Consider the following 20099-nt stretch of genomic DNA (forward strand, 5'->3'; position numbering starts at 1 on the left):
TCAAGCAGGGATACTATGCAAAAATTGCCCAATTTGTCAACCCGTCACGGGTGCTGATCTAAAATCTCCGTCAGAATGTCCAGTGCCTGGGCCAGATGCTCCAGGTCGGTGCCGGGGTAGTTCACCACCAGGGTGTGGGGCCGGGCGGCGGCGCGCTGCTGATAGTCCGACAGAAAGGCCAGCCGCAGCCCCCGCTCCTCCGCCTGTCGGGCCAGGACCTCGTCGGGCACCTCCGTGTCCAGCTCCAGCAAAAAGTGCAGCCCGGCGTTCTCCCCCATCACCCGGCACCGCCCGGCCAGGGGACTTTCCTCAATGGCCTGGAGCACCGCGTCCCGCCTGGCCCGGTAGAATACACGCATCCGGTTCACGTGGGCGTCGAAGTGGCCGTCCTCCAAAAAGCGGGCCAGGGTATACTGCTCCATGGCGGGCACGGTGCAGGAGTAAAAGCCCAGCCGGGCCTGATATGCCTCCAGGAGAGGCCGGGGCAGGACCATATAGGCGATACGCAATGAGGGGGCCAGAGACCGGGAAAACGTGTTCATGTAAATGACCCGGTCCGCCTGGTCGATGCTGCGCAGGGTTGGGATGGGCCGCCCGGTAAAGCGGAACTCGCTGTCATAGTCGTCCTCGATGAGATAGCGCCCCGGCGCTTCCCCGGCCCATCTGAGCAGGCTCTGCCGCCGGGCGATGGGCATCACCGCCCCGGTGGGGAACTGGTGGTTGGGGGACAGGTGGAGGATGTCCGCCCCGCTGCCCTCCGCCTGGGCCGGGTCCACCCCCTGGCCGTCCACGGGGAGACAGACGCACGCCGCCCCGTTCAGGGCATACACCCGCCCGGCCTTGGAGTAGCCCGGGTCCTCCACCCCATAGACCCGGTCACGGCCCAGCAGTTGCACCAGCAGGTTATAGAGATACTCCGTCCCCGCCCCCACCACGATCTGCTCCGGGTCGGCGGCGATGCCCCGGAACTGATAGATGTGCCGGGCCAGGGCCTGGCGCAGGGGCAGGGCCCCGCTGTGGGGCATAGAGCGCATCAGCCGCTCCCCCTCCTCGGTGATGACCCGGCGCATCAGCCGCGCCCACACTGAGAAAGGAAAGCCCTCCGTTCCGCTGCCGCCGCTGGTCATGTCCAGCAGCCACCGCCGCTGGGGGGCGGCCTGCCTTGGCCGGGTCTCCGCCGCCGGGGGCCGGTCTGGCCGCACCTCCACCGGGCAGACGAAATAGCCCCGCTTCTCCTCTGGCCGGAGATAGCCCTCCGCCGAGAGCTGGGCATAGGCGTTTTCCACCGTGACCACCGCCGTCTCCAGATGCCGGGCCAGGGCCCGCTTAGACGGCAGCTTCTCCCCGGCGGCCAGCCGCCCGGACAAGATATCCTCTTTGATGCAGCGGTAGAGATAGTCATACCGGGCCAGGCTCCCCCGGCGCTCTAAGTCATATGTCAGCATGTGCCCCTCCATCTGGTCCTAGAAAAGAGTTTTGTTTTGGTCCTTTATTTCATGTCAGATATGATTAAAATACAAGTCAAGGAAAAAAGCAAGAACAAATCTTCCTGCTTTTGAAGGAGCGAGAGAGTATGACTGATTCCAAGATCCGCAAGCTGGTGCTGGCCGCCCTGATGGCCGCATTGTGCACCATTATGACCATGGTCATCCAGGTCCCCTCCCCCATGCAGGGCTATGTGAACCTGGGCGACTGCGCCGTGCTCATGTCCGCCTGGGTGCTGGGCCCCCTGTACGGCGGGGCCGCTGCCGGCATCGGCTCTGCCCTGGCCGACCTGCTGTCCGGCTATGCCCACTATGTCCCCGGCACCTTTGCCATCAAGCTGGTGATGGCCGTGGCCGCCGCCCTCATCTTCCGGGCCGCCACGAAGAAAGGCCTGTCCGCTTCCTCTGTCCTGCTGGGCCAGATCGTCGGCGGCGTGGTGGCCGAGGTCATCATGGTCCTGGGCTATTTCGCCTATGCCAGCCTGTGGCTGGGCAAGGGCCTGGCCGCCGCCGCCTCCATCCCCGGCAACATCGTCCAGGGCGTATTCGGCCTGGTGGCCGCCACGGTGGTCTACACCGTGCTCAGCCGCAGCAGAGCCGTGGTCAAAGTCTGATCTTTCCCGATACGCAAATTGCCGCCAGACGCAAAAACGTCCGGCGGCAATTTTTTATGCCTGTTTGTTGTCTTTTTCCGCCTGCTCCTCCAGCCACTGGACCATCTGGTCCATGCCCTCCAACGTGCGAGGGAAGCTGTTGGTGGCCGTGATCTGGCTCAGCGCCTTTGTCAGCGGGCCGGGCCACACCTCCACATCCAGGGTGTAGTATACCTCCCCCTCCGGCTGGTCCTCCGGCGGCGAGTGCTTCACGGGCTGGATGAAAAACCGGGTGTTCCCCTTGCTGCCATACCACACGTTGCCGTTCTCCCAGAACAGCAGAGTTGGCATCTCCATGTGTTCACTCATTGATATCCTCCTGGTTATTTAGAACGGAATCCCCCCGCCGCTAACGCGGCCCTCTTGCCCTACCCCTTTTGTCCCTCCGGGACATTTCCCCCTGACAGGGGGAATCGGCCCTTTCACAGGGGGCTGTTTTTCTCTTCTATCAGGCCCCCTTGTCAAAGGGGGCTGGCATCGCCGCAGGCGATGACTGGAGGATTCTACAACAGCATTTTTATTATGCCAAAAAAGCCGCCGGATGTAAAGCCCGCAGCATTCTTTCAGACACACCCCGCGCCCGGATGCATAGAATGGATCGTGGCACTGCCACAGTGATACGCATGTTTCGGCAAAGGAGCGCGTTTATGAAACAGTATTATCCTTCCGATTGGGAGCGGCGCTGCAGCGGCGGCGTGTACGCCTCCCTCACCGGCGGCTGCTGCCGCCCGGAGCCTCCCTGTCCTCCGCCCCCTGCGCCGCCCGGGCCTCCGGCTCCGCCGCCCTATCCTCCCTATCCCCCCATGCCCGGCCCCATGGGGCCCACCGGTCCCCAGGGGATCCCCGGGCCTGACGGGGCCACTGGGCCCACCGGCCCACAGGGTATCCCCGGCCCACAGGGCGCACAGGGACCCCAGGGACCTCAGGGCATACCCGGCCCTTCCGGGGCTGTCGGAGCCATCGGGCCTGTCGGCCCCACCGGGCCCACCGGAGCGACCGGTGCGATTGGGCCTGTCGGCCCTGCCGGCCCCACCGGGGCGACCGGAGCCACGGGAGCTGCGGGAGCCATAGGCCCCACCGGCCCTGCCGGTCCTGCCGGGGCAACCGGTGCTGTCGGTCCTGTCGGCCCCACCGGGCCCACCGGGGCGACCGGAGCCACGGGAGCTGCGGGAGCCATAGGCCCCACCGGCCCAACCGGTCCCACCGGGGCCGCGGGCCCTGTCGGTCCTGCCGGAGCCACGGGGGCTGCGGGCGCCACAGGGCCCACCGGCCCAACCGGTCCCACCGGGGCCGCAGGCCCCGCTGGAGTCGTTACCCCCGGAGAAGCGGTGACGGATCTGGCCACCGATGCCAGCCAAGCCGACATCATCCTGAAGATCAACGAGCTGCTGGGCTCCCTGCGGGGGGCCGGACTGCTGGCCAACTGACCGTCTGAACTGCGGCGCTCTCAACCAGGGAGCGCCGCAGTTTCCACAGGGAGGGAGCAAAATGGGGAACTATCGCGTCTGCGTCTACGCCATCTGCAAGAACGAGGCCAAGTTTGCCCGCCGCTGGATGGCGTCCATGTCCGAGGCGGACGACATCGTGGTGCTGGACACCGGCTCCACCGACGGCACGCCGGAGCTGCTGCGCAGCCTGGGGGCCAGCGTCACGGAGGAGACCATCTCCCCCTGGCGCTTTGACACGGCCCGGAACCGCTCCATGGAGCTGATCCCGCCGGAGGCAGACATCTGCGTCTGCACCGACCTGGACGAGGTGTTCCACCTCGGCTGGCGGGAACTGCTGGAGCGGGCCTGGTCCCCCGGCGCCGGTCAGGCGACTTATCGCTACACCTGGTCCTTCCGGCCCGACGGTTCGGAGGGGGTGGTCTTCTGGTATGAGAAGGTCCACGCCCGCCATGGCTATCAGTGGGTCCACCCGGTGCACGAGGTGCTGTGCTGGACCGGGCCGGGCAAGCCGGGACCCACGGTGGTGGCCGACGGGGTGCAGCTGGACCACCACCCGGACCCAGAGAAGTCCCGGGGGCAGTATCTGCCCCTGCTGGAGCTGTCGGTGGCGGAGGACCCGGAGGATGACCGGAACGTCCACTATCTGGGCCGGGAGTATCTGTACTATGGCCGCTGGGACGACTGCATCGCCACCCTGAAGCGGCACCTGGCCATGCCAAGGGCCGACTGGCCCGACGAGCGGGCGGCCTCTATGCGGTATATCGCCGCCGCCTATGACCGCAAGGGACAGCCGGACAAAGCCCGGGACTGGTATCTCCGGGCGGTGGCCGAGGCTCCCCACCTGCGGGAGCCCTATCTGGACCTGGCCCAGCTGCTCTACCGCCAGGAGGCGTGGGACGGGGTGCTGTATTTCACCGGCTGCGCCCTGACCATCACCCGCCGCCCCCGCACCTATATCTGCGAGGCCGCCCCCTGGGGCAGTCTGCCCCACGACCTGCGGTCCATCGCCTTTTACGCCACAGGCCGCCTGCCCCAGGCCTTAGAAGAGGCCCGCCAGGCCCGGGCGCTGGAACCGGACAACACCAGGATACGGGAAAACGTGTCCCTGCTGGAAACGCTGACCCATCCAAACTAACAACAAAAGACCGCAGCGTTTGCCGTCAGCGAGGGAGACGGATTGCCACGTCGTGGCTTCGCCCCTCCTCGCAATGACAGACACTGCGGCCTTTTCAGCGACCCCCTAACTCCTAACTCATCCCTCCTAACTCCTAACTCATCTCTCCTAACTCCTAACTCAAATTCATCCCCAGCCCCCGGAATATTTCTGTTCCAGCTGCTCTAAGTCCTTCACCACAAACAGCTCATACAGCCGGGCCAGGGCATCCCAGGTGGCCTGATCCATCACGCCGGTGACGGGCAGCCCGGCCCGCTCCTGCAGCCAGCGCACGTTCTGCTCCGAGGCCGTCCCGTGCCGCCCGTCGGGCAGGTCAGGGGACACCCCCTCCAGGTAATAGGACAGCAGCCGGAACATCAGCTGAGGCAGGGCCATGAACTCCCGCTCCTGACCCGGAGCCACCTGGCACCCCTCCCCGGGAAAAGCCCTCAAAGCCCTGGGGTCGGCCTGCTCCCGCTCCAGCCGGCTCCAGGCCCGGCTGATCTCGTCCCAGGTCCTTCGGTCCACCACCCCGGTGACGGGCCGGAGCAATTCCCGCTGGAAGAGCATCACCGCCTCCAGCGTCTTCTCCCCGAACACCCCGTCTGGGGTGAGCCTGGGCAGAAAAGGGTGCTTCTCCGCCAGTCGGGACAGCATATATTGCAGGCCCCACACCGGGCGGACCATCTGGGCGTTGTGTTCCATGTCATCCTCTCCCCTTTCGATCTGTCTGTCCCAGCCGCAGGGCATAGCCCGGGTATTGGCCCAGGTGCGCCATTTCCTCCTCCAGGGCGTCCTCCTCCCGGATAAAGCGCTGGAACATGGCGTTCCAGGTGGCCTGGCCAACCACGCCGTCTGCCGTCAGCCCCGCCCAGCGCTGGAAATTCCGCACCGCCCGCTCTGTGGCCGGGCCGAACACCCCGTCGGCTGCGACCGGGGATAGGGCATCGTCAAACTCCGCCAGCAGGGAGAGCATATCCTGCACCGCCGTCACTCCGTCTCCCCGGTCCCCCAGGCGCATGGTCCCCGGAAACTGAAACCTCAGGCGGTACATGGTCTGCCCCTGGCTGACCAGCTCGGCCAGACCGGTGACCCCCACATAGAGATAGACCAGCCGGTACCAGGTCCCCTTGCCGATGACCCCGTCCGGGGTCAGGCTGAACACCCGCTGAAACTCTTTCACCGTCTCCTCCATCTCTCGGGTGAACAGGCCGATGGTGGGATATATTTTAGGGATCGCCGGATAATTCTGTGCCACCCGGTTGAGCATCACCTGGGCGGTGAGCACCTGTGGGCCGAAGTCCCCCCGGCGCAGGGGCGTGCCGGGATAGGAGCCCGCCAGATCCCGGACGGGGGCATCCAGCACCAGTTCGATGTCATCCCCATAGTACCGCCGCAGGATGTCCATAAAGTTGTAGCCCGCCTGGGCCAGCTCCTGGCTGCCCCACTGGGACAGGCCGTCGCATTTTGTGGTGGTGCCGTTGCAGAATTTTGCACTCAGCGGCTCTACAAAGCCCACCCGGCGGATATAGTCGTCGAAAAATTCGTCCACCACCTGGCTGATGGGCTGAAAGATGTCCCTCCCCCGGATAAATTTCTGGTCATAGGCGGTGGTAGAGGTGATCTGAAAATCATAGCCCCGGCTGGGATAGAACTCGGTATACACCCGGTTCAGGGCAAAGGAGACGATGGCCAGCACGTTGGCCCGGATGGCCGCCGGCTCCCAGGTGGGGTAGATCTCGCTGGAGGCCACGTTTTTCACATAGTCGGGAAAGCTCACCGTCACGTTCTCCGCCGCCTGATCCGGGGCACCCAGATGGACGGTGATGGTGCGGGGGATATAGGGAAAGATCACCGGCATCCCGTCACCTCACAGATCCTGGGCGGGAATATCCCGCACCGTCCGCTGCTGCAGGCTGCTCTGTCCCCGCTCCAGCGGAGTCAGCTCCATGTTCTGTACCGTCTCCACGCCGGGGAATATCTGCACCCCGTCCACCTGCAGCATGGCATAGCCCGGGTGCTCGGCCCACACGCTGCACACCGAAAAGCACTTCGGGCCGTCCGCCGCCCCGGGGGCAATGCTCTCCTCAGCCGCCGGGGCCGGGATGTCCACAGAGGTAATGCGCCCGCTGCTGTCTGTGGTCTGAAGACTGAGCAGGCGGTATCGCCCGCCCTCCCCCTTCTGCAGCACCGCCACCGTGGACCCCTCCAGCGGCAGCTCCGCCTGGGTGGTGTACACCCGCACGCTCAATCTGCCCGTCCGTTGTTCCATAGTCTCTCCTCCCGTTCTGGCAGTTTGCCCATGCTATGCCCCAGAAGGCCCGTTTGTGCCGATTCTACAAAAGACAGCAAAAAGCTCCGCCGCCCCACAGACCTGCTGCGGGGCGGCGGAGCTTGATTTGATTCGGGTGAGAGAGGCGCGGCGGCTCAGCTCAACTGGAACTGGCCGGTGTACAGGCGGTAATACCGGCCCTGCTTTTCCAGCAGCTGCTCGTGGTCGCCCTTCTCCTCGATCTCGCCGTGCTCGATGACCACGATGCAGTTGGAGTTGCGCACGGTGGACAGGCGGTGGGCGATGACGAACACCGTGCGGCCCTCCATCAGGGCGTCCATGCCCTTTTGGATGAGCGCCTCGGTGCGGGTATCGATGGAGGAGGTGGCCTCGTCCAGGATCATCACCGGCGGGTCGGCCACCGCCGCCCGGGCGATGGACAGCAGCTGCCGCTGGCCCTGGGACAGGCTGGCCCCGTCCCCGGTGATGACGGTGTCATACCCCTGGGGCAGGCGGCGGATGAAGGAGTGGGCGTTGGCGCTCTTGGCGGCGGCGATGCACTCCTCGTCGGTGGCGTCCAGGCGGCCATAGCGGATGTTGTCCATAATGGTACCGGTGAACAGGTGGGTGTCCTGAAGCACCGCGCCCAGGGATCGGCGCAGGTCGTCCTTGCGGATGGAACGGACGTCGATGCCGTCGTAGGTGATAAGGCCGCCCTCGATCTCGTAAAACCGGTTGATGAGGTTGGTGATGGTGGTCTTGCCCGCGCCGGTGGAGCCGACGAAGGCGATCTTCTGGCCGGGGTTGGCGTAGACGGACACGTCGTGGAGGACCCGCTTGCCGGGCACATAGGAGAAGTCCACGTGGTTAAAGCGCACCGCGCCCTTCAGCTCCACATAGGTGGCGTCCTCCCCCTCCACGCAGCGCACCGCGCCCCGGATGGGGTGCAGGCCCATGCTGCCGTCGGGGCCGGGGTATTTCCAGGCCCAGCCCTTGTTCTCTCCGGCAAGGTCGGCGTCGGTGGGCAGTTCCACGGCGGTCTTGTCGGGCAGATTCAGCACCCGCACCAGACGCATGGGCTGGGACTTGGGCACCTTCCAGGCCCAGGTGCCCGTGCGGGCCTGACCGGAGGCCAGAGGGGTGAGCACCCCGTTTTCTTTTCTGGCCCGGACCAGGGTCACCTGGCCCTGGTCAGCCTCGGGCTGGGTGTCCATCACCTCGAAGATGCGCTCCGCGCCCGCCATGGCGGACAGCAGGGTGGTCATCTGCTGGGAAATCTGGTTCATGGGCTGGCCCACCTGCTTGGAGTAGTTCAGATAGACCACCAGGCCGCCCAGGTCAAAGCCCTGGAGGATGGACAGCAGGCCGCCCACCGCCGCTGTCAGGGCATAGCTGATGTTCATCAGGTTGCCGGACACGGGCATGATCATGGTGGAATAGAAGTTGGCCTTTTGGGCAGAGTCCCGATAGGCCTCGTTCAGCTTTTTAAAGTCGGCCTTGGCCTGCTCCTCGTGGGTGAAGGCTTTCACCACCTTCAGGCCCTCGATGGTCTCCTGAATGCTGCCGTTGACCTTGCCCAGGGCGGCCTGCTGCTGCTGATAGAAGCGGCGGCTGCGCCCGCCCAGCTTTTTGAACAGGGTCATGGTCAGGGCCAGCACCAGGGCGGTGACGATGAACAGCTTCCAGTTGATGATGACCATCATGGCCACCAGGCCCACAAAGGTGAAGCAGCTGGACAGCATAGACACCACGCTCTGCTCCAGGGCCAGCTGCACGTTGTCCGCGTCGTTGGTGAAGCGGCTCATCAGCTCGCCGTGGGGGTGGCGGTCAAAATAGGACAGGGGCAGGTTTTGCAGCTTGTCAAACAGGTCCCGGCGCAGGCGGTTCACGCCACGCTGGGCCAGCTGGACCATAATGGCCGACTGGCCATAGGTGGCCGCCGCGCTGAGCAGCTCCACGGCGATGAGCACCAGAACCGCCTTGCCCAGCCCGGCAAAGTCGGTGCAGCCCGACCAGACAAAGTCGTTGATGATGCCCCGCATCATATAGGAGCCGCCGATGTTGGTGGCCACGGACAGCAGCAGAAAGGCCAGCACGGCCAGCAGAGGCAGCTTGCTGCGGGTGAGATAGCCCAGCAGACGGCTCACCGTCTTTTTCAGGTCCTTGGGCTTTTGATAGCCCCCACGGGGGGCGCGATTGGGTCCCGGCATTATTCACCCACCCCTTCCTGCTGAGAGCGATAGATCTCCTGATAGATGCTGTTGCTGGCCAGCAGCTCCTCATGGGTGCCCTGTCCGGCAATGTGGTCGTCGTCCAGAATGATGATCTCGTCGGCATACTGCACCGAGGAGATGCGCTGGGCGATCATGATAACGGTGGTGCCCTTCAGATTCTTGGCGAAGGACTCCCGGATGGCCGCGTCGGTGGCCGAGTCCACGGCGGAGGTGGAGTCGTCCAGGATGAGGATGGCGGGCTTGCGCAGCATGGCCCGGGCGATGCACAGGCGCTGCTTCTGGCCGCCGGAGACGTTCACGCCCCCCTGGTCCAGCACGGTGTCGAACCCGTCGGGGAAGGACATGATAAAGTCATAGGCCTGGGCGTCCTTGGCCGCCTGGATCATGTCCTCCTCGGTGGCGTTGGGGTCGCCCCACAGCAGGTTCTCCCGGATGGTGCCGGTGAAGAGCACGTTGGTCTGGAGCACCATGCCGATGCGCTCCCGCAGCTCCTCCAGGGGATAGTCCCGCACGTCCACCCCGTCCACCAGCACCTGGCCGCCGGTGACGTCGTAGAAGCGGGGGATCAGGTTGACCAGGGAGGACTTACCCGTGCCCGTGCCGCCCACGATGGCCAGGAACTTGCCCGGCTCGATGGAAAAGCTGATGTGAGAGAGCACGTCGTCCCCGGTGCCGGTGGCCTGATATTTAAAGGACACATCCCGGAACTCCACCGCGCCCCGGGGGGCGGGCAGGGCGTTCTGCTCAGCCTGGGGCCGGTCCTGGATGGAGGGCTGGGTGTCCAGCACCTCCTGGATGCGGGCGGCGCAGGCCTGAGCCCGGGAGAGCTGAAGCAGGGACATGGCCACCATCATCACGCTCATCAATATCTGGAACACATAGTTCAAAAAAGCCTGAAGACGGCCCAGGTCAAAGGCGCCCCCCATGACCATCTTGCCGCCGAAATACAGCCCGGCCACGGTGGCCGCGTTCATGGCGATGATCATCACGGGCATGATGGCGATGATGCGCATGCCCACGGACAGTCCGGCCCCGGTCAGGTCATCGTTGGAGGTTTTGAACTTTTTCCGCTCGTGGTCCTCCCGGACAAAGGCCTTTACCACCCGGATGGCCACCAGGTTCTCCTGGAGGGTGTTGTTCAGGTTGTCGATCTTGGTCTGGAGGACCTTGAACAGGCGGGTGCAGGTGTACATCAAAAGGCCGATGACGATCATCATCAGGGGGATGATGACCACCAGGATCAGGGCCAGTTTAGCGTTGAGGTAGCAGCTGACGGCGGCGGCCACAATAAGCATCACCGGGGCCCGCACCAGCATCCGCAGGCCCATGGCCAGCATCATGGTCATGTTGTTCACGTCGTTGGTCATGCGGGTGATGAGGGAGGCGGAGGAGAAGCGGTCAATGTCCGCAAAGGAAAACTCCTGCACCTTGTCAAACAGGCACTGGCGCAGATTGGCACCAAAGCCCTGGCTGGCAAAGGCCGCGTATTTCGAGGCCAGCACGCCGCAGGTCATAGACGCCGCGGCCAGCACCAGCATCAGCGCCCCCAGCTTGAAGATCAGCGCCACATCCCCGGCGGGGATGGCCGTGTCCACGATCTGGGCCATGACCAAGGGGAGCAGCAGCTCGCAAATGACCTCCAGGACGATGAGAATGGGCGACTTCAGCGCCTCCTTCTTATATCCCTGGAGGTGGGTCATAAACAGGGAAAGCAAATTAAGATTCCTCCTTTTTGACTTGGGGCGCGTCAGACGCGCAGGGGCGGCGCAGGTTCTCCAGCATCCGGCGGCGCAGGGCCAGCAGCTGGTCCCGCTCCTCCCGGGTGAACCCGGCCAGCATCCGCTCAGACACGGCCTGAAAGGCCGCCTGACAGCCCTCCACCGCCGCGCGTCCCTTGTCTGTCAGCATCACCCGGTTGCGCCGGGCATCCTTCTGCCCCGGCTCCCGGCGGACATAGCCCCCTCGCTCCAGGGATTTCAGGGAGTTTGCCACGGCGGCGGGGGAGATATGCAGCAGCTCGGCCAGGTCCCGCTGGGCGTGACCCTCCGGGTCGTCGCTCTGATAGCCCTCTAAAATGGTCAGCAGCATGGGGTGGCCGATCTCACTTAACCCCCGGCGGCTGAGCTCCTCGCTTACGGCGCTGCGGTGGGCGTGGTTGATCTGCTGACTGAGCAGCTCCAGCTGATCGCTGGGTATGGGCATGACGAAGCCTCCTTTCACCGGCGGGACGGCCGTCCCGTCTTTTTCATTAACCTATTTATCATTAAGGTGCTTATCATTCTACCACGCAGTTTTTCAATGTCAACGGCTTTTCCCCATCGTTCAAATTTTGTTTATATTTTTCGGACAAGCGCCGAATCTGCCCCAGTGACCAGGGAAAAAGGTCAGCTATTTGCCCACAGATTGGGGGCTGTTCCGGCATAAAATATCCCCGGGAACGCACAGCGGCGCGCCCGGGGATGGCTTGTGTGGATGTTCGGTTTACTCCACCGTCAGCTGGCCGTCCTTGCAGTCCACGGTGAGGACCTGGCCGGGGTTCACCTGGTCGGCGATGATCTTCCGGCTGATGAGGGTCTCCACCGTGTGCTGGAGATAGCGGCGCAGGGGACGGGCGCCATAGACGGGGTCATAGGCCTCGTCGATCACGTGGGTCTTGGCCTGGTCGGTGAGGCGGACGGTGAGCTGCTTGTCCTCCAGACGGCGGTTCAGCTCGTCCACCATCAGGTCGATGATGTGGGTGACGTTGTCCTTCGTCAGGGGCTTGTAGAACACGATCTCGTCCAGACGGTTCAGAAACTCGGGGCGGAAGGAGCGCTTGAGCAGTTCGTTCACCTGGTCCCGGGCCTGCTGGCTGATCTCGCCGTCGGGCTGGATGCCGTCCAGCAGGAACTGGCTGCCCAGGTTAGAGGTGAGGATGATGATGGTGTTCTTAAAGTCCACCGTGCGGCCCTGGCTGTCGGTGATGCGGCCATCGTCCAGCACCTGGAGCAGGATGTTGAACACGTCGGGGTGGGCCTTCTCCACCTCGTCGAACAGGATGACGGAATAAGGCTTGCGGCGCACCGCCTCGGTCAGCTGGCCGCCCTCCTCATAGCCCACGTATCCCGGAGGAGCGCCGATGAGACGGGACACGGAGAATTTCTCCATATACTCGGTCATGTCGATGCGGACCAGGTTCTTTTCAGAATCGAACAGGGCCTCGGCCAGGGTCTTGGCCAGCTCGGTCTTGCCCACGCCGGTGGGGCCCAGGAACAGGAAGGAACCGATGGGCCGCTTGGGGTCGGCGATACCGGCCCGGCTGCGCAGGATGGACTCAGACACCAGGCGCACGGCCTCGTCCTGGCCCACCACGCGCTTGTGGAGGATGTCCTCCAGGTGGAGCAGCTTCTCCCGCTCCCCCTCCATCAGGCGGGAGACGGGGATGCCGGTCCAGCGCTCGATGATGCGGGCGATTTCCTCCTCGGTGACCTTATCCCGCAGCAGGGAGCGGGCCTTGCCCTCGTTGGCGATCTTCTCTTCCTCCTCCAGCTGCTTCTTCAGCTGGGGGATCTTGCCGTATTGCAGCTCGGCGGCCTTCTCCAGGTCATACTCCCGCTGGGCCTTCTCCAGGGCGGCGTTGGCCGCCTCCAGGTCCTCCCGGAGCTTCTGGACCTTGCCGATGGCCCCCTTCTCGTTGTCCCACTGGGCCTTCTTGGCCTTAAACTCCTCCCGCATGTCGGAGAGCTCCTTCTGGATCTCGGCCAGGTGCTCCTGCGACAGCTTGTCGGTCTCCTTCTTCAGGGCGGCCTCCTCGATCTCGTGTTGGATGATCTTCCGCTGGATCACGTCCAGCTCGGTGGGCATGGAGTCCATCTCAGTGCGGATCATGGCGCAGGCCTCGTCCACCAGATCGATGGCCTTGTCGGGCAGGAACCGGTCGGTGATATAGCGGTTGGACAGGGTGGCGGCGGCGATGATGGCCCCGTCGGTGATCTTCACGCCGTGATACACCTCATAGCGCTCCTTCAGGCCGCGGAGGATGGCGATGGCGTCCTCCACCGTGGGCTCATTGACCATAACGGGCTGGAACCGGCGCTCCAAGGCAGCGTCCTTTTCGATATACTGGCGGTACTCGTTCAGGGTAGTCGCGCCGATGCAGTGCAGCTCACCACGGGCCAGCATGGGCTTGAGCAGGTTGCCCGCGTCCATGGCGCCCTCGGTCTTGCCCGCGCCCACGATAGTGTGCAGCTCGTCGATGAACAGGATGATGCGGCCCTCAGACTTCTTCACCTCGTTGAGCACGGCTTTCAGCCGCTCCTCAAACTCGCCCCGGTACTTGGCGCCGGCGATCAGGCTGCCCATATCCAGGGCGAAGATGGTCTTGTCCTTCAGACTGCCGGGCACGTCGCCCTTCACGATCCGCTGTGCCAGGCCCTCGGCGATGGCCGTCTTGCCCACGCCGGGCTCACCGATGAGCACGGGGTTGTTCTTGCTCTTCCGGGACAGGATGCGGATGACGTTTCGGATCTCGTCGTCACGGCCGATGACGGGGTCCAGCTTGTTCTGGCGGGCCCGCTCCACCAGGTCGGAGCCATATTTCTTCAGGGCGTCATAGGTCTCCTCCGGGTTGTCGCTGGTGACCCGCTGGTTGCCCCGGACGGAGGCCAGGGCCTGCATCACCTTTTCCTTGGTGACGTTATAGGTGCGGAACAACTCCTTCAGGGCGCTGTTGGCGCTGTCCAGCAGTCCTAAAAACAGGTGCTCCACAGAGATATATTCGTCCTTCATGGACTTGGCCGTCTCCTCGGCGGCGTTCAGGGCCCGGTCCACATCCTGGGCCACATAGACCTTGTCCGCCTCCCGGCCGCCTCCGGAGACCTTGGGCAGCTTGTTTACTTCCGCCTGCACCGCCGCCAAAAAGCTGGGCACGGTCATGCCCATGGCGGTGAGCAGCTGGGGGATAAAGCCCTCCTGATCGGCCACCAGGGCAAGCAGCAGGTGCTGCTGCTCGATCTGCTGCTGGCCATATTGCTGGGCCAGGCTCTGAGCGCCCTGGATGGCGGCGAGGGATTTTTGCGTCAGTTGGTTCATATTCATGGAAGAAACCTCCTTGGTTCTGGTTTCCGAATGGATCTTAAATTTTAGCACTCGTTAACTTTGATTGCTAATTTCATTGTATAACAAAACCCTCTCGCTGACAAGAGGGTTTTGTAAAAACCTTCGTGGGTTTGTGGGGAAAATTACTGGGTAATCACTGGATGGAGATGCTGCGGCGCTCCGGCTTCACGGCGGAGGCCTTGGGCAGGGTCAGCACCAGCACGCCGTTTTCAAAGGCGGCTCGGATGCCCTCCTGCTGGATGGCGGACACGTCAAAGCTCCGGCGCACGTCGCCGGCCCGGCGCTCCCGGCACACATACTGGCCCACGTGCTGCTCCTCCTCCCGGTGGGCGGCGATGGTGAGCACGTCCTCCTTAATCGTCAGGGAGATGTCCTCCTTGCGGAAGCCGGGCAACTCGGCCTCCATGCGGTAGCCCTCCCCCTGGTCCAGAATGTCCACACAGAAGGGGACGGGCTGCTGGGGCTGGTTGGAACTATATTGTCCGGCGCGGTGGTCGGTGGGGATCAAAGTATAAAACATGGAAAAAACTCCTTTCAAGCTCTGGCCCGGCAGCGTCTCGCGGCTTTTCCCGGCCCGGAGGCCTTCTTAACTTTGTCCACAGTATACCGCCCGCCTGTGAACAATTCTTGCAGATATTATGTCTAAATTGTAAACATTAGCAGTCTCGTAATTTGAGTGCTAATATCGCAAGTGAGCCTTTCCGGCTCCCGGGGGATTTCTTTTTGGAAAAGTGTTGACATTCCCTGAAAAACATGCTATGATAGCCAACGTCCTCTGATTAGACAAGATGAGGAGAGATGTCCGAGTGGTTTAAGGAGCCGGTCTTGAAAACCGGTGACTCGCAAGAGCCGTGGGTTCGAATCCCACTCTCTCCGCCACTTTTTATCTCACAACTTCATACAAGCGCAATTGCTTGTAGCCATGCAGAAGTACCCAAGTGGCTATAAGGGGCTCCCCTGCTAAGGGAGTAGACGGAGAAATCCGTGCGAGGGTTCGAATCCCTCCTTCTGCGCCACGTCGGAGCAAGGTTTCACTTTGCTCCGACGTTTTTTAACCGTCTTTGACAAAGGTATAATAATAAATCACAACAAAAACCGAGCCAACCTACACTAAAACGCCACTTTTTGTATCAACAAAAGGGGCGTTTTTTTCATGGCTCGACAGGGAAAGGAGTGGTATCAATCAAAAATTAAAAATGGAAAGGGGGAATATTTTTCGCTGGCCGGGCCGTATGGTCTGGCCTTTTTTCATGCCACAAAAAAGGAGGTTAGCGAATGGCAGATGAAACATTGAACAAGGGCCCGGAGGGAGAAAAGCTCCCGGAGTCCCCAGCCCCGGATGGGCCCGGCGCACCGCCCGCGCCGGAACAGGCCGAACAGGTGACGCTCCCCGGTATGGGCGAGGGCGGCCCTGCTCCGTCTGGTAAGGTCATCAACCTGTCGGATGTGCGGGGTGATGATGATAAGGGCGGCAAGGCTCCCGCCGTTGAAGCGGAAAAGCCGGAAAAGCGCCGGGGCCGTCCGCCAAAGGAACAGGCGGAGCCGAAGTCTCCAAAAGCGGAAAAGACGGCCAAGCCCCGCGCAGGCCGCCCACCCAAGGGGGACAAGGCGGCCCGCGCCGAGGCTCAGCCGTCCACGCGAGACAAAGTGTCCCAAAGTAAAAAGAAAACCCCGGAAAAGGGCTCCGGCGGGATGGGCCCGCCCAAGTCTCCGCCAAAGGGCAAGGCCGGGCCCGTCAAAGCTGCGGCGGCCCCTGTCCCGGAGATCAACCTGCCGCCTACACCAGCCGAGCCGCCCCGCCCGGTTGAGGAGGGCAAGGTTGTCTATTTGAAATTGTCCGAGCTCCATGCGTTCCACACGTTCCGGGAGCATCCCTACAAGGTGCAGGACGATAAGGCGATGGATGACCTGGTGGGGACGATCAAGGAGCATGGCGTTATGACCCCCGCCACCGTCCGCCCGGAAAAGGACGGCCAGGGCTATGAGATCATCGCGGGCCACCGCCGTCATCATGGCAGTGAACGGGCCGGGCTGGATGAAATGCCCTGTATTGTCCGCAACATGACGGACTTTGAAGCCGTCCGGGAAATGCGGAACAGCAACAAACAGCGCGGGGAGCCCCTCCCCAGCGAGTTGGCCCGCCTGCTGGATTTGGAGGTGGAGGCTATCAAGCACCAGGGGGCCCGCCCCGGCAACAGCCAGGAGGAGCAGGCCCTGGGGAAACGCTCTGTTGAGATTGTGGGTGCGGATCACGATATGAACTATAAAAAAGTCATGCGTTATATCCGGCTTAATTCTCTTGTCCCGGAGCTCCTGGATATGACGGACGCCAAAAAGCTGGGCTTTATGCCTGCGGTTGAGCTGTCCTATATCCGCCCGGAAAACCAGCGATTGATCGCTGTTTCCATTGAGGGGGAGCAGTCCTCCCCCTCGGTCAACCAGGCCAAGCGGCTCCGGGAGCTTGACAAGGAGGGCAAGCTCAACGGCGATGTGATTGACGGGATTTTGAGTGAAGAAAAGAAGGAGGATCGCGGCGTGATTATTTCAACATCTGAACTGTCGAAGTATTTTGGCAAGGAGGTCACTCCCGCCAAAATGAAAGAACAGATTATGGCCCTGCTGGACGACTGGAAAGAGAAACAGCCGCCCGAACTGGCAAAGCCGGAGAAAAAGAACACTCTGGAAAAGTAACGGGGCTTTGCTTCGAGACACTTTGTCCCAAGGTGCCGGGCCCCGGAAAAGCAGGGCTCTGTGGTGATATATCCCCCGTCGCCGGGGATAAAAAAGCACAGTCGGAGGTGGGCTGTCAAGGGGGCGGAACGCCCCGCCGCTTGCGGTGGCTTGCCCTTGACGGCCTGCCCCGGCTGTGCTATCTCCGGCCACGTGGCGGGGGTATATCCTCCAGAGCCGCTCCCTTTCCCTGGATAGGGAAAGGGCGGGGGGATAGGGTTGACCCGGCCCAACAATTCAGTTACGGAGGTTTTGACGATGAAACGACCCCTTGCTTATATTACCGCCGCATGGTGCGGCGATGACGATGACAATATGGAACGGGCGGCGCGGTACTGCCGCATCGTGTACGAGGCGGGCTTTTCGCCTGTCTGCCCCGCGCTGTATCTGCCCCTGTTTCTCAATGATGCGGTGCCGGAGGAGCACAAGAACGGCATCGACATGGCCCGCGACCTGCTCCGGCGTTCCCGTGTGCTGGTGGTGTGCGGCCACTCTATCACCGAGGCGATGAAAAATGATATTGCGGTGGCCCAGCGGCTGGGGATCACAGCGACCACCCTGGACGGCATTTTGACGGTCAAGGGCCAGGGCCGCCACTAACGCGCCGGGCCCAGAGAACGGCGGCACTTGGAGACACTTTGTCCCAAGGTGCGCCGGGGAAAGGAGGGATATAGCTGGTTGACGAGGATGTTTCCAGACGTACCATAGCACTATCCATAAAGGCCAGCAAGCTGACGGCGCGGGTGCTGGCCCAGGCGCTCCAAGCGGCGGGCCGCAAAATTGCAAAGACCCGCCGGGAGCACCAGACGCCCCACGGCAGGCAAACGGTGCGCCAGCTCATGGCCCACGGAGCCGCCACAAACAGCATTGAAATTGAAGCTCCCCGGCAGTTTGACCGGGTGGCCCGCCGCTTCAATGTGGATTATGCCTTTTATAAAACCGGGCCGGACAAATACCTGCTGTTTTTCAAAAGCGGCCAGGCGGACGCGGTGACAGCTTGCTTTTCTGAATACTCCAAACGCCTGTTGAAGCGTTCCAAGTCCAGCCGTGTCCCCATCCGGGAACAGCTCAAACGGGCTGAGGATCAGCTTGCAAAGGAAAAGCCCCGGAAGAAAGAACGAGTAAAGGAGGCGGCCCGTGAGGACAGATAAACTCAAAAAGTATTTGATACCTAACATCCCCTATCTGTTTATCCTGTGGGCCTGTCTGAAACTGGGGACGGCCTACCGGCTGGCGGCGGGTGCGGATGTTGCTCATAAGCTCATGGGGCTGGGCCAGACCATTGGCCCGGCCTTTGCCGACTTTGCGCCGGGGCTTGCTCCCTTTGACTGGCTCGTTGGCATTGTGGGCGCGGCGGCGTTCCGTCTGCTGATCTACACGAAAAGCAAAAACGCCAAAAAGTACCGCCGGGATGAGGAGTATGGCTCCGCCCGCTTTGGAACGGAAAAGGATATAAAGCCCTTTGTCGATCCCAAGTTTGAGAATAATGTCATTCTCACCGGGACGGAATTTCTTACCATGAACACGCGCCCGAAAAATCCGGCCAACGCCCGGAACTTGAATTGCTGTGTCATCGGCTCGTCCGGCTCCGGCAAAACCCGGTTTTGGCTCACGCCCCAGCTTCTCCAGGCTCATTCCTCTTTCGTGGTGGTTGATCCCAAGGGCGGGGTGCTCTCCCAGGTAGGCCGCTTTTTACAGCGGCGGGGGTATAAGATCAAGATTTTTAACAGCATTGATTTTTCTAAATCCATGCACTATAACCCGCTGGCCTATCTCAAAAACGAGGCGGACATTCTCAAATTTGTGGATACGCTCATAGCCAACACAAAGGGGGACGGCAAGGAGGGCGATCCGTTCTGGACAAAATCGGAAACGCTTTTGTATTGCGCCCTGCTGTCCTATATCATTTTCGAGGGCCCCGCCGAGGATCGGAACATGAATACGCTGGTGGATATGATTTCCGGCATGGAGGTCAAGGAGGATGATGAAAACTTCCTAAACACCGTGGACTATATGTTTAAGGGCCTGGAAAAACGCAAGCCGAATTGCTTTGCTGTCAAGCAATACAAAAAATACAAGCTGGCCAGCGGCAAAACCGCAAAAAGCATTTTGATTTCCTGCGGAGCTCGTCTGGCTCCGTTTGACATCCCCCAGCTCCGGGAAATTATGAGTTATGACGAGCTGGAGCTTGACCGCATCGGAGATCGGAAAACGGCGGTTTTCTTTACTATTTCCGATACCACGCCCACCTATAACTTTATTGTGGCCCTGGCCTTTTCGCAGATGTTTAATCTTCTTTGCGAGAGGGCGGACAACGTACACGGGGGCCGTCTGCCCCATCATGTGCGGGTGCTGTGGGACGAGGCGGCCAACACGGGCCAGGTGCCAAACCTGGAAAAGCTGGTGGCGGTGATCCGCTCCCGCGAGGTGAGCCTGTGCCTGTTCTATCAGCAGTTGGCACAATGCAAGGCCATCTATGATAAGCACGCGGAGACCATTCTCGGAAATATGGACAGCGTGATCTTCCTGGGTGGCCGGGAGGCCAGCACAATCAAGGAAATTTCCGAGAACTGGCTGGGAAAGGCCACAATCTCCATGCAGACCGAGGGCCGCTCCCGCGGCCAGTCGGAAAGCTACAACCAGAATACCCAGCGGCTGGGCCGGGAACTGATGACCCCCAGCGAACTGGCGACCATGCCGGGCGACAAGTGCATTTTGCAGTTGCGGGGCCTGCCCCCGTTTTTCTCGCCCAAATACGATTTGAAGCAGCATCCCAACTATAAGCAAACGGCGGAAGCCGATAAAAAGAAAAACGCCTTTGACCTTGATAAACTCATAAACCGCCGCAGGCGGCCTGGGCTGAACGAGGCTTGTGAGGTGTACAAGGTGGCCGTGTCGGAAACTTCGCTCACAGACGAGGACGAGGACATCCTCAACTATGACGATGTGGACGATCCGGACGCTTTTGTATAAATATCGCTTCGGGACAAAGTGTCCCGAAGTGGCAACCTGCCGCCAGGAATGGCGG

18 protein-coding genes and 2 tRNA genes are annotated in these 20099 nt (G+C 62.0%); 10 read left to right on the forward strand and 10 right to left on the reverse strand.

Annotated elements, in window-relative coordinates; translation table 11 throughout:
- Nucleotides 1-44 precede the first annotated feature (44 nt).
- On the reverse strand, nucleotides 45-1445 hold the full coding sequence (pdxR, locus tag ACSAMP_RS14575; RefSeq protein ID WP_457800952.1) for a MocR-like pyridoxine biosynthesis transcription factor PdxR: 1401 nt from the start codon (nucleotides 1443-1445) through the stop codon (nucleotides 45-47).
- A gap of 128 nt (nucleotides 1446-1573) precedes the next feature.
- On the opposite strand from pdxR, the gene ACSAMP_RS14580 reads away from it, so the two are divergent.
- Nucleotides 1574-2098, forward strand: a complete 525-nt coding sequence (locus ACSAMP_RS14580; RefSeq protein WP_457800953.1) for an ECF transporter S component — start codon at nucleotides 1574-1576, stop codon at nucleotides 2096-2098.
- Between the two features lie 54 nt (nucleotides 2099-2152).
- Here the strand turns inward: ACSAMP_RS14580 and ACSAMP_RS14585 are convergent, their stop codons facing one another.
- Nucleotides 2153-2446 carry a hypothetical protein gene (locus ACSAMP_RS14585; RefSeq protein WP_441795293.1) on the reverse strand — a complete coding sequence of 98 codons (294 nt, stop codon included), beginning with the start codon at nucleotides 2444-2446 and terminating at the stop codon, nucleotides 2153-2155.
- A gap of 338 nt (nucleotides 2447-2784) precedes the next feature.
- On the opposite strand from ACSAMP_RS14585, the gene ACSAMP_RS14590 reads away from it, so the two are divergent.
- Nucleotides 2785-3564 (forward strand): collagen-like domain-containing protein, encoded by a 780-nt coding sequence (locus ACSAMP_RS14590; protein ID WP_457800954.1) that lies wholly within the window; start codon nucleotides 2785-2787, stop codon nucleotides 3562-3564.
- Between the two features lie 61 nt (nucleotides 3565-3625).
- The gene (locus ACSAMP_RS14595) at nucleotides 3626-4720 is read left to right on the forward strand and encodes a tetratricopeptide repeat-containing glycosyltransferase (protein WP_457800955.1); all 1095 of its coding nucleotides are present in this window, start codon (nucleotides 3626-3628) and stop codon (nucleotides 4718-4720) included.
- A 165-nt stretch (nucleotides 4721-4885) separates the two neighbouring features.
- On the opposite strand, the gene ACSAMP_RS14600 is transcribed toward ACSAMP_RS14595, so the two are convergent.
- The 8 genes from ACSAMP_RS14600 to ACSAMP_RS14635 all read right to left on the reverse strand — a co-directional run bounded on the left by ACSAMP_RS14600 (nucleotide 4886) and on the right by ACSAMP_RS14635 (nucleotide 14861).
- Nucleotides 4886-5443 (reverse strand): peptidoglycan-binding domain-containing protein, encoded by a 558-nt coding sequence (locus tag ACSAMP_RS14600; RefSeq protein WP_457800956.1) that lies wholly within the window; start codon nucleotides 5441-5443, stop codon nucleotides 4886-4888.
- A gap of 1 nt (nucleotide 5444) precedes the next feature.
- Nucleotides 5445-6599, reverse strand: coding sequence for a peptidoglycan-binding domain-containing protein (locus ACSAMP_RS14605; protein ID WP_457800957.1), 1155 nt, complete (start codon nucleotides 6597-6599; stop codon nucleotides 5445-5447).
- Between the two features lie 9 nt (nucleotides 6600-6608).
- Entirely contained in the window at nucleotides 6609-7010 is a 402-nt protein-coding gene (locus ACSAMP_RS14610) for a spore cortex-lytic protein (RefSeq protein ID WP_457800958.1), read from the reverse strand.
- A gap of 155 nt (nucleotides 7011-7165) precedes the next feature.
- Nucleotides 7166-9220, reverse strand: coding sequence for an ABC transporter ATP-binding protein (locus ACSAMP_RS14615; protein ID WP_457800959.1), 2055 nt, complete (start codon nucleotides 9218-9220; stop codon nucleotides 7166-7168).
- Nucleotides 9220-10959, reverse strand: coding sequence for an ABC transporter ATP-binding protein (locus ACSAMP_RS14620; protein ID WP_457800960.1), 1740 nt, complete (start codon nucleotides 10957-10959; stop codon nucleotides 9220-9222). Before ACSAMP_RS14620 ends, ACSAMP_RS14615 begins: the two co-directional genes overlap by 1 nt.
- A gap of 1 nt (nucleotide 10960) precedes the next feature.
- Nucleotides 10961-11446 carry a MarR family winged helix-turn-helix transcriptional regulator gene (locus ACSAMP_RS14625; protein ID WP_457800961.1) on the reverse strand — a complete coding sequence of 162 codons (486 nt, stop codon included), beginning with the start codon at nucleotides 11444-11446 and terminating at the stop codon, nucleotides 10961-10963.
- A gap of 279 nt (nucleotides 11447-11725) precedes the next feature.
- Nucleotides 11726-14320, reverse strand: coding sequence for an ATP-dependent chaperone ClpB (gene clpB, locus ACSAMP_RS14630; RefSeq protein WP_457800962.1), 2595 nt, complete (start codon nucleotides 14318-14320; stop codon nucleotides 11726-11728).
- 154 nt (nucleotides 14321-14474) lie between these two features.
- Nucleotides 14475-14861, reverse strand: a complete 387-nt coding sequence (locus ACSAMP_RS14635) for an Hsp20/alpha crystallin family protein (RefSeq protein ID WP_441795283.1) — start codon at nucleotides 14859-14861, stop codon at nucleotides 14475-14477.
- A gap of 272 nt (nucleotides 14862-15133) precedes the next feature.
- Here ACSAMP_RS14635 and ACSAMP_RS14640 point away from each other — a divergent pair.
- The 7 genes from ACSAMP_RS14640 to ACSAMP_RS14670 all read left to right on the forward strand — a co-directional run bounded on the left by ACSAMP_RS14640 (nucleotide 15134) and on the right by ACSAMP_RS14670 (nucleotide 20044).
- Nucleotides 15134-15220 (forward strand) — tRNA-Ser (locus tag ACSAMP_RS14640).
- A 45-nt stretch (nucleotides 15221-15265) separates the two neighbouring features.
- Nucleotides 15266-15357 (forward strand) — tRNA-Ser (locus tag ACSAMP_RS14645).
- Nucleotides 15358-15494: 137 nt separating this feature from the next.
- On the forward strand, nucleotides 15495-15635 hold the full coding sequence (locus tag ACSAMP_RS14650) for a hypothetical protein (RefSeq protein WP_158552718.1): 141 nt from the start codon (nucleotides 15495-15497) through the stop codon (nucleotides 15633-15635).
- Nucleotides 15617-17032 (forward strand): ParB/RepB/Spo0J family partition protein, encoded by a 1416-nt coding sequence (locus ACSAMP_RS14655; RefSeq protein WP_195463646.1) that lies wholly within the window; start codon nucleotides 15617-15619, stop codon nucleotides 17030-17032. The genes ACSAMP_RS14650 and ACSAMP_RS14655 overlap by 19 nt, the downstream gene beginning before the upstream one ends.
- A gap of 297 nt (nucleotides 17033-17329) precedes the next feature.
- Entirely contained in the window at nucleotides 17330-17671 is a 342-nt protein-coding gene (locus tag ACSAMP_RS14660) for a DUF7768 domain-containing protein (protein ID WP_117570308.1), read from the forward strand.
- A 143-nt stretch (nucleotides 17672-17814) separates the two neighbouring features.
- Nucleotides 17815-18222 carry a PcfB family protein gene (locus ACSAMP_RS14665; protein WP_233511520.1) on the forward strand — a complete coding sequence of 136 codons (408 nt, stop codon included), beginning with the start codon at nucleotides 17815-17817 and terminating at the stop codon, nucleotides 18220-18222.
- Nucleotides 18209-20044 carry a VirD4-like conjugal transfer protein, CD1115 family gene (locus tag ACSAMP_RS14670; RefSeq protein WP_118478831.1) on the forward strand — a complete coding sequence of 612 codons (1836 nt, stop codon included), beginning with the start codon at nucleotides 18209-18211 and terminating at the stop codon, nucleotides 20042-20044. Before ACSAMP_RS14665 ends, ACSAMP_RS14670 begins: the two co-directional genes overlap by 14 nt.
- The last annotated feature ends 55 nt before the right edge of the window (nucleotides 20045-20099 follow it).

The organism is Flintibacter sp. SJQ-8 (genome assembly GCF_054108085.1).

Bases quoted from the DNA above. Each gene is read 5' to 3' on its own strand.
- ACSAMP_RS14635 (WP_441795283.1), bottom strand. From the start codon at position 14,861: ATGTTTTATACTTTGATCCCCACCGACCACCGCGCCGGACAATATAGT.
- ACSAMP_RS14580 (WP_457800953.1), top strand. From the start codon at position 1,574: ATGACTGATTCCAAGATCCGCAAGCTGGTGCTGGCCGCCCTGATGGCC.
- ACSAMP_RS14585 (WP_441795293.1), bottom strand. From the start codon at position 2,446: ATGAGTGAACACATGGAGATGCCAACTCTGCTGTTCTGGGAGAACGGC.
- ACSAMP_RS14650 (WP_158552718.1), top strand. From the start codon at position 15,495: ATGGCTCGACAGGGAAAGGAGTGGTATCAATCAAAAATTAAAAATGGA.
- ACSAMP_RS14625 (WP_457800961.1), bottom strand. From the start codon at position 11,446: ATGCCCATACCCAGCGATCAGCTGGAGCTGCTCAGTCAGCAGATCAAC.
- ACSAMP_RS14660 (WP_117570308.1), top strand. From the start codon at position 17,330: ATGAAACGACCCCTTGCTTATATTACCGCCGCATGGTGCGGCGATGAC.
- ACSAMP_RS14600 (WP_457800956.1), bottom strand. From the start codon at position 5,443: ATGGAACACAACGCCCAGATGGTCCGCCCGGTGTGGGGCCTGCAATAT.
- ACSAMP_RS14590 (WP_457800954.1), top strand. From the start codon at position 2,785: ATGAAACAGTATTATCCTTCCGATTGGGAGCGGCGCTGCAGCGGCGGC.
- ACSAMP_RS14595 (WP_457800955.1), top strand. From the start codon at position 3,626: ATGGGGAACTATCGCGTCTGCGTCTACGCCATCTGCAAGAACGAGGCC.
- ACSAMP_RS14605 (WP_457800957.1), bottom strand. From the start codon at position 6,599: ATGCCGGTGATCTTTCCCTATATCCCCCGCACCATCACCGTCCATCTG.
- ACSAMP_RS14610 (WP_457800958.1), bottom strand. From the start codon at position 7,010: ATGGAACAACGGACGGGCAGATTGAGCGTGCGGGTGTACACCACCCAG.
- pdxR (WP_457800952.1), bottom strand. From the start codon at position 1,445: ATGCTGACATATGACTTAGAGCGCCGGGGGAGCCTGGCCCGGTATGAC.
- clpB (WP_457800962.1), bottom strand. From the start codon at position 14,320: ATGAATATGAACCAACTGACGCAAAAATCCCTCGCCGCCATCCAGGGC.
- ACSAMP_RS14615 (WP_457800959.1), bottom strand. From the start codon at position 9,220: ATGCCGGGACCCAATCGCGCCCCCCGTGGGGGCTATCAAAAGCCCAAG.
- ACSAMP_RS14655 (WP_195463646.1), top strand. From the start codon at position 15,617: ATGGCAGATGAAACATTGAACAAGGGCCCGGAGGGAGAAAAGCTCCCG.